The 14905-nt window shown below is 53.9% G+C and carries 14 protein-coding genes and 3 pseudogenes; 14 read left to right on the plus strand and 3 right to left on the minus strand.

What is annotated here, in order from left to right; all coding sequences use genetic code 11:
- Window positions 1-732: 732 nt before the first annotated feature.
- The 10 genes and pseudogenes from YA0848_RS36635 to YA0848_RS08760 form a co-directional block, all read left to right on the plus strand.
- A pseudogene (locus tag YA0848_RS36635) lies at window positions 733-1131 on the plus strand (alcohol dehydrogenase catalytic domain-containing protein); the annotation flags it as partial.
- 42 nt (window positions 1132-1173) lie between these two features.
- On the plus strand, window positions 1174-1779 hold the full coding sequence (locus YA0848_RS35960) for a zinc-binding dehydrogenase (RefSeq protein WP_229637852.1): 606 nt from the start codon (window positions 1174-1176) through the stop codon (window positions 1777-1779).
- 31 nt (window positions 1780-1810) lie between these two features.
- Window positions 1811-3274 carry a benzaldehyde dehydrogenase gene (locus YA0848_RS08725; protein ID WP_011005931.1) on the plus strand — a complete coding sequence of 488 codons (1464 nt, stop codon included), beginning with the start codon at window positions 1811-1813 and terminating at the stop codon, window positions 3272-3274.
- Between the two features lie 27 nt (window positions 3275-3301).
- A complete protein-coding gene (xylM, locus tag YA0848_RS08730) occupies window positions 3302-4411 on the plus strand; it encodes a xylene monooxygenase subunit XylM (protein ID WP_011005930.1) in 1110 nt (369 codons plus the stop codon).
- Window positions 4412-4560: 149 nt separating this feature from the next.
- Window positions 4561-5613, plus strand: coding sequence for a 2Fe-2S iron-sulfur cluster-binding protein (locus YA0848_RS08735; RefSeq protein ID WP_198731254.1), 1053 nt, complete (start codon window positions 4561-4563; stop codon window positions 5611-5613).
- A 182-nt stretch (window positions 5614-5795) separates the two neighbouring features.
- On the plus strand, window positions 5796-6896 hold the full coding sequence (locus YA0848_RS08740) for an NAD(P)-dependent alcohol dehydrogenase (RefSeq protein ID WP_198731255.1): 1101 nt from the start codon (window positions 5796-5798) through the stop codon (window positions 6894-6896).
- Window positions 6897-7008: 112 nt separating this feature from the next.
- Window positions 7009-8406 (plus strand): OmpP1/FadL family transporter, encoded by a 1398-nt coding sequence (locus YA0848_RS08745; protein ID WP_198731256.1) that lies wholly within the window; start codon window positions 7009-7011, stop codon window positions 8404-8406.
- Window positions 8407-8808: 402 nt separating this feature from the next.
- Window positions 8809-9162, plus strand: a complete 354-nt coding sequence (locus YA0848_RS08750) for a hypothetical protein (RefSeq protein WP_011005926.1) — start codon at window positions 8809-8811, stop codon at window positions 9160-9162.
- 221 nt (window positions 9163-9383) lie between these two features.
- A pseudogene (locus YA0848_RS08755) lies at window positions 9384-10159 on the plus strand (transposase); the annotation flags it as partial.
- Between the two features lie 118 nt (window positions 10160-10277).
- Window positions 10278-10385: pseudogene (locus YA0848_RS08760) on the plus strand (IS5/IS1182 family transposase); the annotation flags it as partial.
- Between the two features lie 545 nt (window positions 10386-10930).
- On the opposite strand, the gene tnpC reads toward YA0848_RS08760, so the two are convergent.
- The 3 genes from tnpC to YA0848_RS08775 form a co-directional block, all read right to left on the minus strand.
- Window positions 10931-12484, minus strand: coding sequence for an IS66 family transposase (gene tnpC / locus YA0848_RS08765; RefSeq protein ID WP_125940522.1), 1554 nt, complete (start codon window positions 12482-12484; stop codon window positions 10931-10933).
- A gap of 17 nt (window positions 12485-12501) precedes the next feature.
- On the minus strand, window positions 12502-12861 hold the full coding sequence (gene tnpB / locus YA0848_RS08770; RefSeq protein WP_232925081.1) for an IS66 family insertion sequence element accessory protein TnpB: 360 nt from the start codon (window positions 12859-12861) through the stop codon (window positions 12502-12504).
- Between the two features lie 242 nt (window positions 12862-13103).
- Window positions 13104-13439 carry a transposase gene (locus YA0848_RS08775; RefSeq protein WP_081262894.1) on the minus strand — a complete coding sequence of 112 codons (336 nt, stop codon included), beginning with the start codon at window positions 13437-13439 and terminating at the stop codon, window positions 13104-13106.
- Here YA0848_RS08775 and YA0848_RS08780 point away from each other — a divergent pair.
- From YA0848_RS08780 to YA0848_RS08795, 4 genes are all read left to right on the plus strand, one after another.
- The gene (locus YA0848_RS08780) at window positions 13368-13583 is read left to right on the plus strand and encodes a hypothetical protein (RefSeq protein WP_064481777.1); all 216 of its coding nucleotides are present in this window, start codon (window positions 13368-13370) and stop codon (window positions 13581-13583) included. The two genes, YA0848_RS08775 and YA0848_RS08780, sit on opposite strands and share 72 nt — an antisense overlap.
- Window positions 13584-13902: 319 nt before the next feature.
- Window positions 13903-14274: an integrative conjugative element protein, RAQPRD family gene (locus YA0848_RS08785; RefSeq protein ID WP_011005922.1), complete on the plus strand. Its 372-nt coding sequence runs from the start codon at window positions 13903-13905 to the stop codon at window positions 14272-14274.
- A complete protein-coding gene (locus tag YA0848_RS08790; RefSeq protein ID WP_062798453.1) occupies window positions 14271-14510 on the plus strand; it encodes a TIGR03758 family integrating conjugative element protein in 240 nt (79 codons plus the stop codon). The genes YA0848_RS08785 and YA0848_RS08790 overlap by 4 nt, the downstream gene beginning before the upstream one ends.
- A 22-nt stretch (window positions 14511-14532) precedes the next feature.
- Window positions 14533-14901: a TIGR03745 family integrating conjugative element membrane protein gene (locus tag YA0848_RS08795; RefSeq protein ID WP_133456040.1), complete on the plus strand. Its 369-nt coding sequence runs from the start codon at window positions 14533-14535 to the stop codon at window positions 14899-14901.
- The last annotated feature ends 4 nt before the right edge of the window (window positions 14902-14905 follow it).

Genomic DNA, 14905 nt, shown 5'->3' on the forward strand with positions numbered 1-14905 from the left:
ATCGCTGCCTTGATCAAATCGACAGGTGGTTATGCGCGATTGATGATTTGCTCAAATACAGCCAGCGTGCTGTAGATTTTCTCTCATACCCCCCCTTTCTTTTTTACAAAGAAAATCAATAATTTAGATGAAATAAGGGGATCGGTATAAGCAATGGCATGGCGGTTGCTAGCTATACGAGACTTAAAATAAAAATAGTGGTGACCCTTCAATGTTGTATTTTCTCAACTCTGTTCAGATTGGTTGCTTTCGCCATGTATATCCTCAAAGCGGGCCAGCCGTAGCCGTTACGCCTGGAGTCTGTGACGCTGGCCTAGTGCTTTCTGAGGGCGAGCCCAAGCAGGCTAGCCCGACCACCAATTTTGGTGAGGCCAAGGTCATTGGCGTGCGTGCGACTTTGCGCACCATTTTCGTCGCAGTTATCGGCTTCATCTCTCGTGATAGGGGTTATAGATGCCAGTCCAACGGTGCGGCTGCATCAATCTTCAATCTCATCGCTAACCTCAACCGACTATATGCCCAGGTCTGCAACGATATATCCAGCCTGTCGCGCATTCGCTCGAGCCTTAGTCATCTACCGCAGTCACAGCTGCAGCGACATTACTAACTAGTCGTGTCGATCTCGGAAGCTGTGCGTTTGTTGCCGAGAACTTGGCTGCATGTGATGCATTAAGTGATTTGATATCGCCGTCCTTGCTACCTATAACATTTGACGTCTACATAGGTGATTCAATGCTCGCGATAAGGAAAACTAAAGCAGGGCCAGGAGGGCTATCTGTCGATGATGTGGCCGCCCCTAAAGAGGCCCACAGTACTGACGTGCTGGTGAAAGTTGAAGCGGCCGGTATCTGTGGTACTGACTTGTTGATCTATAAATGGGGCGAGTTCGCCAAAAGAATGAAACTCCCCACTATCTTGGGTCATGAAGTTAGCGGGGTGATTGAACAGGTCGGATCTGACGTTAAAGGTCTAAGGCCTGGGATGCGCGTCAGTCTGGAGAGTCATCTCCCTTGTGGAACGTGCTACACGTGTCGACGCGGTTGGGCGCATGTTTGTCCTAAGACGCGGTATCCGGGGGTCGACTTTGATGGAGGCTTCGCGTCTTTCGTTGTGGTTCCGGAAAGCGTGTGTTGGCCGGTGCCGTGCGGAATTCCTCCGCTCCAGGCGGCAATGATGGAGCCGTTCGGGCTTGCGGTGCATGCAAGTCTGGAGGGTTCTGGGGTTTCGGGATTGAATGTTCTTGTTTCTGGTTGCGGTCCGATCGGACTTATGAACATTGCAGCCGCCAAAGCACTGGGAGCAAGCAAGGTCATTGCAACGGACATTCATCCTCTGCGCCTCACTGCAGCAGCCAAAATGGGGGCGGATGAATGCATTAATGCAACTGAAGAGAGCGTTTATAAGACTGTGCGTTCGCTGCTCGGTGAGAGGGGAGTAGATGTTGCAATTGACTATTCTGGGCAAGCAGCGGCGTTAAAGGAGCTTATTCAATCCATCACCCATGGTGGTGAGTTGCGACTGATGGGCGTCCCGTCACATGATATTTTGCTCAACTTAGAGGAGTGGCTTTTCAAAGGCCTTATTGTACGTGGCCTGCATGGCAGGCGTCTGTATGAAACATGGGAGCGTTCAACTAGCTTATTGGTTACAGGGCGTGTTGATTTGTCTTCGCTCGTATCGCATCGATTGCCACTATCGGCGGCAGAGGATGCGTTCGAAATGGCCCTAAATGGTCAGTCCTTGAAAATCCTGTTTGAGCCCAATGGCTCATGTATCTAATTTATAACTTTGAAGTTAAGGAGGCATAATTATGCGGGAAACAAAAGAGCAGCCTATCTGGTACGGGAAGGTGTTTAGTTCTAATTGGGTAGAGGCGCGGGGAGGTGTTGCCAATGTTGTCGATCCGTCCAATGGAGACATTCTTGGCATTACGGGTGTTGCTAACGGCGAAGATGTCGATGCTGCTGTGAACGCAGCTAAGAGAGCGCAAAAGGAATGGGCCGCAATACCATTTAGTGAAAGAGCCGCCATTGTCCGCAAGGCTGCCGAAAAACTAAAGGAGCGCGAGTATGAATTCGCCGATTGGAACGTACGGGAATGCGGCGCAATTCGTCCGAAGGGCTTATGGGAGGCCGGAATTGCGTATGAGCAAATGCATCAAGCTGCGGGTCTAGCTTCTTTGCCTAACGGTACATTGTTTCCATCGGCAGTTCCAGGGCGCATGAATCTTTGTCAGCGCGTTCCAGTTGGCGTGGTCGGCGTAATTGCACCTTGGAATTTCCCGTTGTTTCTAGCAATGCGTTCGGTAGCACCAGCCTTAGCGTTGGGTAATGCGGTGATCTTAAAGCCCGACCTTCAGACTGCTGTCACCGGGGGGGCGCTCATTGCCGAAATCTTTTCCGACGCTGGCATGCCGGACGGTGTTCTTCACGTTCTTCCTGGTGGAGCGGACGTAGGAGAGTCAATGGTTGCGAACTCCGGAATTAACATGATTTCTTTTACCGGGTCCACACAGGTGGGCCGGTTGATCGGAGAGAAATGCGGGAGAATGCTGAAAAAGGTTGCGCTTGAACTGGGTGGTAATAATGTCCACATCGTGTTGCCTGACGCCGATTTAGAAGGGGCTGTCAGCTGCGCTGCTTGGGGTACGTTTTTGCATCAGGGCCAAGTGTGCATGGCCGCCGGACGTCATTTAGTACATAGGGACGTTGCTCAGCAATATGCAGAGAAACTGGCGCTACGTGCCAAGAACTTAGTGGTGGGGGATCCAAACTCGGATCAAGTGCATCTCGGCCCGCTTATCAATGAGAAACAGGTAGTTCGCGTCCACGCGCTCGTTGAATCTGCGCAAAGGGCCGGTGCTCAGGTTTTGGCGGGAGGTACGTATCAAGATCGCTACTACCAAGCTACCGTAATCATGGATGTGAAGCCGGAGATGGAGGTTTTCAAATCTGAAATTTTCGGCCCGGTGGCTCCGATCACTGTATTTGACAGTATTGAAGAGGCGATTGAATTGGCAAACTGTTCGGAGTATGGGTTGGCCGCATCTATCCATACTAGGGCGTTGGCGACTGGTCTAGACATCGCAAAGCGTCTAAATACCGGTATGGTCCATATTAATGACCAGCCAATTAACTGTGAGCCGCATGTTCCCTTCGGAGGAATGGGTGCCTCGGGTAGCGGAGGCCGGTTTGGCGGACCTGCAAGTATTGAAGAATTTACTCAATCTCAATGGATTAGTATGGTTGAGAAGCCAGCTAATTACCCATTTTGAGTCGACAATAATAAAGTAGGAGGATATATGGACACGCTTCGTTATTACCTGATTCCTGTTGTTACTGCTTGCGGGCTGATCGGATTTTACTATGGTGGCTATTGGGTTTGGCTTGGGGCGGCAACATTCCCTGCACTGATGGTGCTTGATGTCATTTTACCGAAGGATTTTTCGGCCAGAAAGGTAAGTCCCTTTTTCGCAGACCTTACCCAGTATTTGCAGTTACCATTAATGATCGGTCTATATGGGCTCCTTGTCTTCGGAGTTGAAAACGGGCGTATCGAACTTAGTGAGCCGTTACAAGTGGCAGGGTGCATTCTTTCTTTGGCTTGGCTTAGTGGTGTGCCAACTCTTCCGGTTTCGCATGAGTTGATGCATCGTCGCCACTGGTTGCCTCGGAAAATGGCGCAGCTATTGGCTATGTTTTATGGTGATCCGAACCGAGACATTGCCCATGTCAACACGCATCACCTTTACTTAGATACGCCTCTCGATAGCGATACTCCGTACCGTGGTCAGACAATTTACAGTTTCGTGATCAGTGCGACAGTTGGTTCCGTCAAAGATGCGATAAAGATTGAGGCTGAAACTTTACGTAGAAAAGGACAGTCACCGTGGAATTTGTCCAACAAAACATATCAATATGTCGCACTTCTGCTCGCTCTGCCTGGCTTGGTTTCTTATCTGGGCGGGCCAGCATTAGGGTTGGTTACGATTGCTTCGATGATTATTGCGAAAGGGATAGTCGAGGGTTTTAATTACTTTCAGCACTATGGTTTAGTACGCGATTTAGATCAGCCTATCCTCCTGCACCACGCGTGGAATCATATGGGAACAATTGTGCGCCCGCTGGGTTGCGAAATTACTAACCATATCAATCATCATATTGACGGCTATACACGGTTCTATGAGTTGCGTCCGGAAAAAGAAGCCCCGCAGATGCCTTCGCTCTTTGTGTGTTTCCTTCTAGGGCTTATTCCGCCTCTTTGGTTCGCTCTCATTGCAAAACCAAAGTTGAGAGACTGGGACCAGCGGTACGCAACTCCAGGTGAGCGCGAACTGGCTATGGCTGCAAATAAAAAAGCGGGATGGCCACTGTGGTGTGAAAGTGAACTGGGTCGGGTGGCTAGCATTTGATAATACAGGCAGTCTAAACCGTTTCGACTGAGACCGTAGATAAGCGAAGAGCGAACGAACTCTACGGTCTCTTTTTGAAAAAAACGTTCCAAATGGGACAAAGTTTCCGTTTTTTCTAATTAACGGGCGTCTAACTGAGCGATGGGTTTATGAATGAGTTTTTTAAGAAAATCTCTGGTTTATTTGTGCCGCCTCCGGAATCTACCGTTTCAGTCAGAGGGCAGGGGTTTCAGTTTAAGGTGCCACGCGGGCAAACCATTCTGGAAAGCGCTCTGCATCAAGGAATTGCCTTTCCGCATGATTGCAAAGTCGGATCTTGTGGGACATGTAAATATAAACTGATATCTGGCAGGGTCAATGAGTTGACCTCTTCTGCTATGGGTCTGAGTGGCGATCTGTATCAGTCCGGCTATCGTTTGGGTTGTCAATGCATACCAAAAGAAGATCTCGAGATAGAGCTAGACACAGTGCTCGGGCAGGCGTTAGTTCCAATAGAAACGAGTGCCTTGATTAGTAAGCAGAAACGGCTGGCGCACGATATAGTCGAGATGGAAGTAGTGCCCGATAAGCAGATAGCCTTCTACCCCGGCCAGTATGCAGATGTAGAATGTGCAGAATGCTCTGCTGTAAGGAGTTATTCTTTTTCCGCTCCGCCCCAACCTGACGGCTCCCTGAGCTTCCATGTTCGCCTTGTCCCAGGTGGAGTTTTCAGTGGTTGGCTATTTGGTGGCGATCGTACAGGAGCGACACTAACCCTGCGAGCGCCTTATGGACAGTTCGGGCTCCATGAGAGCAATGCCACGATGGTCTGCGTAGCCGGCGGAACGGGGCTTGCTCCAATTAAATGTGTTTTGCAGAGCATGACCCAGGCCCAGCGAGAGCGTGATGTGTTGTTGTTCTTTGGAGCTCGTCAACAACGTGACCTATATTGCCTCGACGAAATAGAAGCGCTGCAACTCGATTGGGGTGGGCGCTTCGAGCTTATTCCAGTTTTGTCCGAAGAGTCTTCTACGTCGTCATGGAAAGGGAAACGTGGCATGGTAACCGAGTATTTTAAGGAGTACCTCACTGGGCAGCCTTATGAAGGATACCTTTGCGGGCCGCCCCCTATGGTGGACGCTGCCGAGACCGAGCTCGTTCGACTTGGTGTTGCGCGGGAATTAGTGTTTGCGGACCGTTTTTATAATAGACCTCTTAGCTAGCAGTAGCAGTAGCAGAAGTTTACAACTTTAACTGTGGTTCGATGCATAGTCGAGTTTACGGGTATCCAAGCTAATCAGTGAATTTATGATTGGAATCGTCTTGCGAGATAAATAGGTTGTGGTCCAAAAGGTTGGTAAATATCGGTTTATAACTTTAGTCTGGAATAAAGAAGGAGATGGAAATGGAAATCAAAGCGGCAATAGTTCGCCAAAAAAATGGCCCTTTCTTACTTGAGCATGTAGCTCTTAATGAGCCAGCTGAAGATCAGGTTCTCGTTAGATTGGTTGCAACCGGGCTGTGTCATACGGATCTGGTTTGTCGCGATCAGCACTATCCGGTTCCACTACCGATGGTATTTGGGCATGAAGGGGCTGGTGTGGTTGAGCGGGTTGGGTCCGCGGTCAAAAAGGTTCAGCCGGGCGATCATGTTGTTTTGACATTTTATACCTGCGGGAGCTGTGATGCTTGTCTTTCCGGAGACCCTACCAGTTGTGCAAACTCATTTGGCCCTAACTTTATGGGGCGCTCGGTAACCGGGGAGTGCACCATCCACGATCACCAAGGGGCAGAGGTGGGAGCAAGCTTTTTTGGGCAGTCCTCCTTTGCGACATATGCGCTATCTTATGAACGCAACACTGTGAAGGTTACAAAAGACGTACCGCTTGAGTTGCTTGGGCCTCTTGGTTGTGGCATTCAAACTGGCGCAGGGTCTGTTCTGAATGCGCTTAATCCGCCAGCGGGTTCTGCTATCGCAATTTTTGGTGCTGGGGCAGTTGGTCTTTCGGCCGTGATGGCTGCCGTTGTAGCAGGTTGTACCACCATCATCGCTGTCGACGTTAAGGAAAACCGGCTGGAACTAGCCAGTGAACTTGGGGCGACGCACATTATTAACCCGGCCGCTAACGATCCCATTGAGGCGATCAAAGAGATATTCGCTGACGGTGTTCCGTATGTATTGGAGACTAGCGGTTTGCCCGCCGTGCTTACGCAGGCGATCCACAGCTCTGCTATAGGCGGTGAGATCGGTATTGTAGGTGCGCCACCTATGGGGGCCACAGTTCCCGTTGACATTAACTTCCTGCTATTCAATCGTAAGCTTCGTGGAATCGTTGAGGGTCAGTCGATCTCGGATATTTTCATTCCCAGGCTGGTGGAGCTTTATCGCCAGGGGAAGTTTCCGTTTGACAAGCTGATTAAGTTTTATCCTTTTGATGAAATCAATCGAGCCGCCGAAGATTCGGAAAAAGGCGTGACGCTTAAGCCGGTACTCCGGATTGGTTGACGCGTGCTGGTAGAAATGCGCGGCCCGTGCGGAACTTTTCCAACGTTGCGTAGAGAATGTGTTGTTCGATGTTGTTTTCCCCATATAAAAACGTTAATAAACGGTGAAGCATATGAAAATAAAAAATTTACCCAATAAGGTAATTAGTGGTGTGATCTTGGGTATCGCATCAAGCCATGCGATAGCGACGGAAGGTTTGTTCTTGGAGGGCTTTGGAGCAATTTCTAGGAGCATGGGTGGAACGGCTGTTGCGCATTATGTCGGGCCCGCGTCGATGATGGTCAACCCAGCGACCATGGATTTATCTGATTCTGCCGGCGAACTGTTGCTCGGATTCGATCTTATCACTACAGACATTGGCGCCACTAACCTGGAGACCGGGGAGCATGTGTCGTCGAGTGACCATTCGAACAACAGAGGACCCTATGTTGCCCCCCAGTTTGCTTATATCCACAAGGTTTCCAACTGGACCTTCGGTGCGGGCGTGTTTGCACAAGCCGGTGTAGGGGTGGAATATGGGGATGACAGTTTTTTGTCGCGCGGTGATGTTGGTGGAAAGGGTTATGCTGCCGGGGCGGATACCGGTCTTGAAAATGCGAGCCGTTTGGTTATCCTTGATATACCTTTTGCTGCGAGCTTTAAAGTTAACGATCGCCTGACCATTGGCGGTTCACTTGATGCCAAGTGGACTGTCTTGAATCTTGATTATTTACTTGGAATGAACCAGCTAGGTAGTCTAGCGGGGGATGGGCGAGCGTCCGGCTCCTTAATGGGGGTGATTGGAACCTTGCCCGACCCACGGGGTGTCCATTTGAGCGTTAGCAAAAACAAAGAGTTTTCGAGTGGCGTTGATGGGTGGGGGTATTCGGGCAGATTAGGGTTATTGTACAAGGTGGCCCCCACAACGAATGTGGGTGTCTCCTACATGTTCAAAAGTCACATGAACGACTTGAAAGGGAAGGGGACTGTTACAGCGGTGGACGGTATTGCCGGTAATGTGCCTATCGAAGGCGAGGTTCGGGTTTTGGACTTCAATACGCCAGCCAAGCTTGATGTGGGTATCAGCCATCAGGTCACTGATAAATGGTTGATCGCTTTTGATGTTTCTCGCGTTTTCTGGAAGGATGCTTTGAAGGACATTAAATTGGGGTTCGCCAGTGGGATGGGCGATGTTGACTTAAAGCTGCCGCAGGATGCCAAGGATTCAACGATCATGGCGATTGGCACGTCGTATGCGGCAACCCCGCGTTTAACCCTGCGAGCAGGATACCGTCATACCACGCAGCCATTCAATGACGAAGGGCTGCTGGCGCTGATTCCAGCAGTGCTACAGGATCATGCCTCTTTAGGATTTAGTTATCAGTTATCCAAATCAGGCAGATTCGATGCTGCCTACTCGCACGCCTTCAAGGAAAGTATGACCAACCGGTCGGCTTACAACACCTCATCACCCGTGAAATCGTCCATGGCGCAAGATAATTTCGTCCTGGCCTATAATTATTCATTCTGATTAAATCGCTATCGTGAGCCTCTGAAGTTCGAACTAATCAATTTGAGCCGCTATCTTTGTTGGCTCAATCTTCGGGTTCAATAGCTATCTGGTTAACTAGCCTGGTAGGCATGAGTGGCTACTGAGATGTGCATTGTAGGTCAGGTTGTGGCGATAAGTCTTGATGCTGGCTTAAGATCATAACATTGGCAAGGAGGCGGACTGAAAGTTGCACTTGCGTATTCGTTAGCGATACTTCTTGACCGTCTTTGTGCGAGCAAGTAAGTCAATGTGCTATCGATGGAATGAGCTTACTGGAAGACCGCTGGTTTTCGTCGTTGCTATATTCTAGCAATGCCACATTATTGGGGGCGGCGAGTGGCGGCCGTCATTCTATAAAGACACCAAATTGAGGAGCAACTGATGGAGCTTGTGAAGTGGATATTCTGGTGGATGGTAGCGGCTGCTTCGGGCGGGTTGCTTTTAGCCCTGCTGACGGCTATAAAGGTGCGTTACCCTTCGTGGTTGAGGTTGGCGCACGGTGGGCTCGCCTTCGCGGGACTCGTGACGCTGGTCTATGCGTTGTTTAGCGGCGGGCCCGATGCTTCGATTCCGCAGGCCGCTTTCTGGGCGCTGGGCCTGCTGGTAGCAGCCTTTCTGGGAGGGGCGTTGTTTTTTGGGGTGCTGTTCCGTAACGCCAAGCCTTGGTGGGCGATCATCGGGCACGGCGGCTTGGCGTTGGCGGGCGTTGTCGTGCTATTTATGGCCGCCTATTAAGGCGCGAGGGTGCCTTGCACCTGCACCGTCTGTTTGGTGGCGCGGATTATAGCTGCACAACAGTTCCGATAGTGTGGACGTGGGCGCATCAGTTTTTTTGGGGGTATAAAGAGCCGACTCAGGTGGGGGACCAGTAAGCGCACCTCATGAATTAACCCGGCTTATTCATGAGGCCGACCTGAAAACGAAGATAGCGGATGGTATTCTCTCGGAAATTCAGTGTGTTCCGCCAAGAACATGAACCAAGACAGCCATCCGCTATGGGGGAAAGCTTTCCGCCTGGACGCCCTCCTGAAACGGCGCTGTTCGTGTCGAGCTGAGCGGCCAGCGCACCACCAGCGACAGCGGTGCTCTGTAAGCCCCTAGCTCAGGGTCGGCTGTCTCAAGCCACGCTGTCGCGGCTGCTGACCTGCATGGGGCGAAATGACAACATCGATGCTGTGCATGAAGACCTGCTGCTGTTGGTGGTCTGGCGTCTGACCTCGCTGAAGCATGGCCAACGCCCCGAGCAGCTGACGCTGGACATCGACGGCGTGCCGATCGATGTCCACGGCCACTAGGGTGGCTCGGCGTTTCATGGGCTTTACAGCGCACGGATTTACTCACCGCTGGTGGCTTCGCTGGCCGAAACGGGCGACATGGTGGGTGGCCTGCTGCGCAGCCACATCGGCCTGCAGAAGCTGGCGGCACCGCACCTGAAGCGGCCACCGGGCCGTCAACCCGAGCAGCCTCGGGAGTGGTGCCACGACCTTGAGTACCAGGCTGGTTCCTGGCCGACGCCACGGCGCGTGGTGCTGGTGCTGGTGGTGCAGGAACGCCCCGATGACCTGTTGGTGCATGCCTTCTTCCTGGTCACCAACCTCGGCAAGTTCGACTGGCCATCGGAGAAGATCCTGGCGCTCTCCGCAAGCGAGGCAGCGCCGAGGCGTACATGGGCAAGGTCAAGTCGGCGCTCGCCGCACACCTCTCATCGACTGATCGCGGCGCCTCCACTGTCTAGGACGCGATGGCCCGCAACGAGGTGAGCCTGCTGCTCAGCCTCTACGCCGGAGCTGTGGCGCCCACCAAGAGCGCTGCAGAAAAGTTTAAGTTGTGTATGCCATCGAGACGGCAGGAGGGGTCTGGCGAATAGCACGGCGCAACTGGTGACACTATTCGCGCTGTCGAATCGGTGGATGGCACGCCCGCATTTACTGACGAACGCAGGAGAGGTGCGCCTGTAGTGAGGGGAATGGCTACCGCGAGTTGCTCGCGGCGGCTGATTGATTTGCCGCTTTTAAGTATCCGCTCCATGAACCCCACATTCAAAGCCGCCATCTGATGCCCGAAGCTATGCTCCCGATTTCTCTACCTGTGGCAAATAATTAGCCCACTTCCTATTTTGCTGGCACAAGAATGGCGAAGCCTCGCTATTTCAGTGGCATAAAAATGCCAAAGTTTGGCTATTTCAATGGCACAAAAATGCCAAGGCCAGATATTTGAGGTGGGACAAAAAATCGGCCCTCTTTCTGTGGCATATAAATGCCACTTTAGTGCCACTTAAATGTAGAGATCCGCCCTATCTGTCTTCATGTGAGCCATTTTGGCCCTGTACCAGGGGTAGGACAATTTTTGTACCGGGGTTAGGATTCTCTATTTTTACAGGGCTTGGGAGGCCCTAAAACGTCCCGAGTCTATTACGTGTTTGGTGGGTTTGGCGGTACACCAAAGGAAGGCAAAAGGTCCTAGCGTACGATACGATCCATACACCCCACGATAGAGTTCATGTTTAACGTATTATCTCTGGCGAGCAGTTCCACGGCAGCATTGCTTCATAGTCCGTCACCGACTGCGCATGGGGTAACTGCTCCAGTACGTGGCGTAACCACGTATAAGGTTCTTGGCCGTTGACCTTGGCAGTCTCGACCAAGCTGTAGATCTGCGCACTGGCGGTGGCGCCTTTGGGCGTATCGCTGAACAGCCACGCCTTGCGACCGATCACAAACGGCTTTATTGCGCGCTCTGCCGCGTTGTTGTCAATCGGTAAAAAGCCAGCCTCCACGTAGCGCTCCAGCCGGCTCCAGTTGCTGGCCAGATAATTAACGGCCTTACCCAGCACACTTTGGGGCGTGACTTGGGGCTGCGCTTTATCCAACCAGCTTTTCAACTGGGATAGGATCGGCAGGCTCTTTTCCTGACGATTAATAAAACGTTGTTCATCGCTGACATCCTTGAGTTCGCGCTCAATGCCGTACAGCTTGTTGATCATCGTCAGCGCGATATCGGCACGTCCCGTCTTGCCCTTGGGTTGTACTTTTTGCGCGTCGACGAACTTGCGCCGGGCATGGGCCATGCACGCCAAACGTTCCACGCCCGGTTGCAACGCCAACGCGTTGTATCCCGCGTAATCGTCGGTCATGACATAGCCGCGATAACTTTCCAGCAGGCGCAACGGCACGTCCTGCGCACGGCTGGAGGTGTAGTCGAACAGCACGACTTTTCGATCCGGAGGCCCGCTGGCTTGCACCCACATCCAGGATTGGCTGGTCGGGTCTCGATCCGGTTCTTTCAGTACCTGAACGCGGGTTTCATCGCAGTGGATAACCGGGCTTTCCAGCAACCGATCGCGCATCAAATTCAGCAGCGGTTGTAAGTGCTCGCCGCACTGGATAATCCAGCGGGCGAGGGTCTGACGCGGGATTTCTATGCCATGTCGACTCAGTACCGTTTCGAAACGATGCAGCGGCAAGCCATCGACATACTTGGTGGTCAACAGCATGGCCAGCACGCTCGGACTGGCCATGCTCTTTTCGATCAACTGAGCAGGTTTGTCAGCGGTGACCGGAGCCGTTTCACAACCGCGACAGCCGTAGACTTTGCGGATGTGTTTGATGACCCGGATCTGCATCGGCACGATATCCAACTGCTCGCTGGTTTCTTCGTTGATGACATGCTTGCGGCAACCGCAGGCGCAGGTCAGTTCGCACTCGGGCAGTTCGTGGATGACTTCGATACGCGGCAGATCAGCCGACAGTGGCTTGCGTTTGCCACGGCGCTTAGTCGGAGCAACGACTTCTTCTTCGGCGTCATCGACGACTGGCATCGGCTCGCTTTCGGGTTCGTTGAACAAGGCCAATTGCGGGGTGTTGGGTTCAATCGTTTGCTCGGATTTACGACCAAATATACGGTCACGCAACAATTTGATCTGTTCTTTCAGATCAATGATATGAGTCTCGTAAGCCTCTTTGACTTCCTGATCACGTGCGCGCGCTTCGTACGTATCAAGCAGCATCTGCTTGAGAAGCACTGGGTCATCAGGAAGGTTGTCGGGCATGGATGGCATGCCCCGGATTATACCTGTCAGGCGACAAATCTTGGAGTCAAAACCTGATGTGGACGGTTGCGCCACAGGTCAAAACCGTCAAGCAACCAGTTCAACTCCTGGACGCTAAGCACAATGACTTTGTCGGAGGCCTCAGGCGATGTTTTAAATCGCTCGGATTCCAGGCGCTTGAGCCAAAGGCAGAAGCCGTTGCGCTCCCAGTAGAGAATTTTCACCCGGTTACGGTGGCGATTCAGAAAAACAAAAAGCACCGGGTCGAACACAGCAACTTTGATATCCAGTTCGACCAGAGCAGCCAGCCCGTCGATGGATTTTCGGAAGTCCACGGGCTTGGGGTAGAGGTACACCTTTTCGACTTTGGCGTCGGGTCGCATCATGAGCTGTCGGCTCCAGAAAAGAATCGGGAGCACAGCATTGCGGATCAACAGTTGGCTTTGAATGTGGGGTTCATGGAGCGGATACGCTTTTAAAATCAGCGGAGGCTGAAGTCAGCCAGAAATGCATGGCTACTTCAGAGGATCTTTAGCACCGCTGCCTAGTAGCCTGTCGGACTTGAGTTCACGAGAGGGGCATCAGGAGCGAAGGCGAAGCCATTCGTCCGCTGCCGGCAGCGACGTGCCTACGAGATCCAGCGGTCGAGCAGGCTAGCGGCGTCATCCGGTGCGGGGCGTGCTTGATAGCGTTGGCGCAATGCCTCTTTCAGGCGCAAGGCACGCGCTGTCTTCAGGCCGCTGCGCTGCAGCCAATGCATGCTGTCGATCTGTTTGCGATACCAGTGCGCCGCGCGCTTGAGCAACGCCCAACGACTGCCTTTTAGCTCCGGCGCGAGCTTCACTTCCGCACGCCGAACCTGGTCGAGCGCCCGACTGGCCAGCGCCACCACATGAAATGGATCGAAGGCGAGGCGCGCCTGCGGATGCTGCTTGGCCGCGCCCGCCTGGAAGGCCCTGGGCAGTCGATACCAATGTCGGTGATCGCGTCGGGCTCGCCACCATACGCACGCAGATCGGCTGCGAACGTCGCAAAGGTCTGGGCATCCCGGCCCGGCGTGGCGAACAGCAAGCGCCGCGCATCGGTATTATGGAACAACGTCACGTAGAGCGCTGGCCGCGACGGGGGTTAGTCTCGTCCACACACGGCCGCCGCGCCGCGCTGAAGTTCACTGCGTGCACCCCACCCACGGCGGTGGGCATCGATGAGACGCGAAACTGGAAGAAGTGCAGGTGCTGCCAACGGCGCTCGCCCCGGTCGTGGATTGGCTGCTCCGGCGCAGGGCACGCCGGACACGGCAAGCGCTAGCTTGGCACTCTACGAAGTAGATCACGTGAATCCGGTTCGCAGCCCGTTCCGATTGTTTGCGGCAGATTCCAGCCGACCACCGCAGCATCTCACCATCCAGACGACTGCGGAACGGCGTGATGATACCCCTTGGCAACCCGCTGCCCCCTTGCCGCCGTGTGCCGGCCTTGGCCTTGGCGCTGATCATCGCGCTGGCCGGCGCATCGCCCGCATCGGCCGGCGATGCTGCCGCTGAACACGAGCAACTGGCCGCGCTCGCCCGCCAACTCGACCTGATCGACCGCCTGGCCGAGCACGCCGCCAGTACCACGCCGCAGGCGCGCGCCCGCTACCACTTCGACTACGCCCGGCTGCGTGCCGACCTGACGCGCGTGCGTACCGGCGTGCAGGACTACCTCGTGCCCCAGCGCGCCCAGCCGCGCGATCCCGTCCCGCTGGCCGGCGATTACGTCCGCCGTGAGCGCGCCGACGACGAGGAGCCGTCGCCATGACGCCCTCTGCCGATCAGGTCGCCGCCTTCCAGGCCAACGGCGGCTTTGCGCCTTCGGCCGTCTCTGCCGTGGTGCTGGGCTTCGTGTTCGCCGTGTTGCTGCTGTGGGGCGTGTGGGCCATGCGCACCGCCTACGTCGGCTGGGCCGAGCACCGCATCACTGAACGTCAGTTCCTCGCCGTCGTCTTGCGCTTCGTGGCGATGTACCTGGTGCTGACCTTCTTCCTCCTCTCCTGACCGTCACGAAAGGCCATACGCCATGAACACGCCACCGACATCCCATCGCATTCCGTCCCGTATCGCCGCACCGCTGCTGCCGCTGGCGCTCGCGGGCCTGCCGCTGTCGGCCTTCGCGCAGGGCCTGCCGACCATGGAAGACCCATCGCGCGGCCAGGGCAGCGGCATCCTGCAGACCCTGCAGAACTACGGCTACGACATCGTGCTGCTGATCGCGCTGCTCGTGGTCGCCTCGATGTTCATCGGTGTCTGCTATCACGCCTACACACGCTACTCGGAGATCCACACCGGCCGCGCCACCTGGGGCCAGTTCGGCCTGACGGTCGCCGTGGGCGCGATCCTGTTGGTGGTCGGCATCTGGCTGCTCACCAAAGCCACCGGCGTGCTGTAAGGGC

Source organism: Pseudomonas sp. S4_EA_1b (assembly GCF_016307435.1).
GTDB classification, from domain to species: domain Bacteria; phylum Pseudomonadota; class Gammaproteobacteria; order Pseudomonadales; family Pseudomonadaceae; genus Aquipseudomonas; species Aquipseudomonas rhodesiae.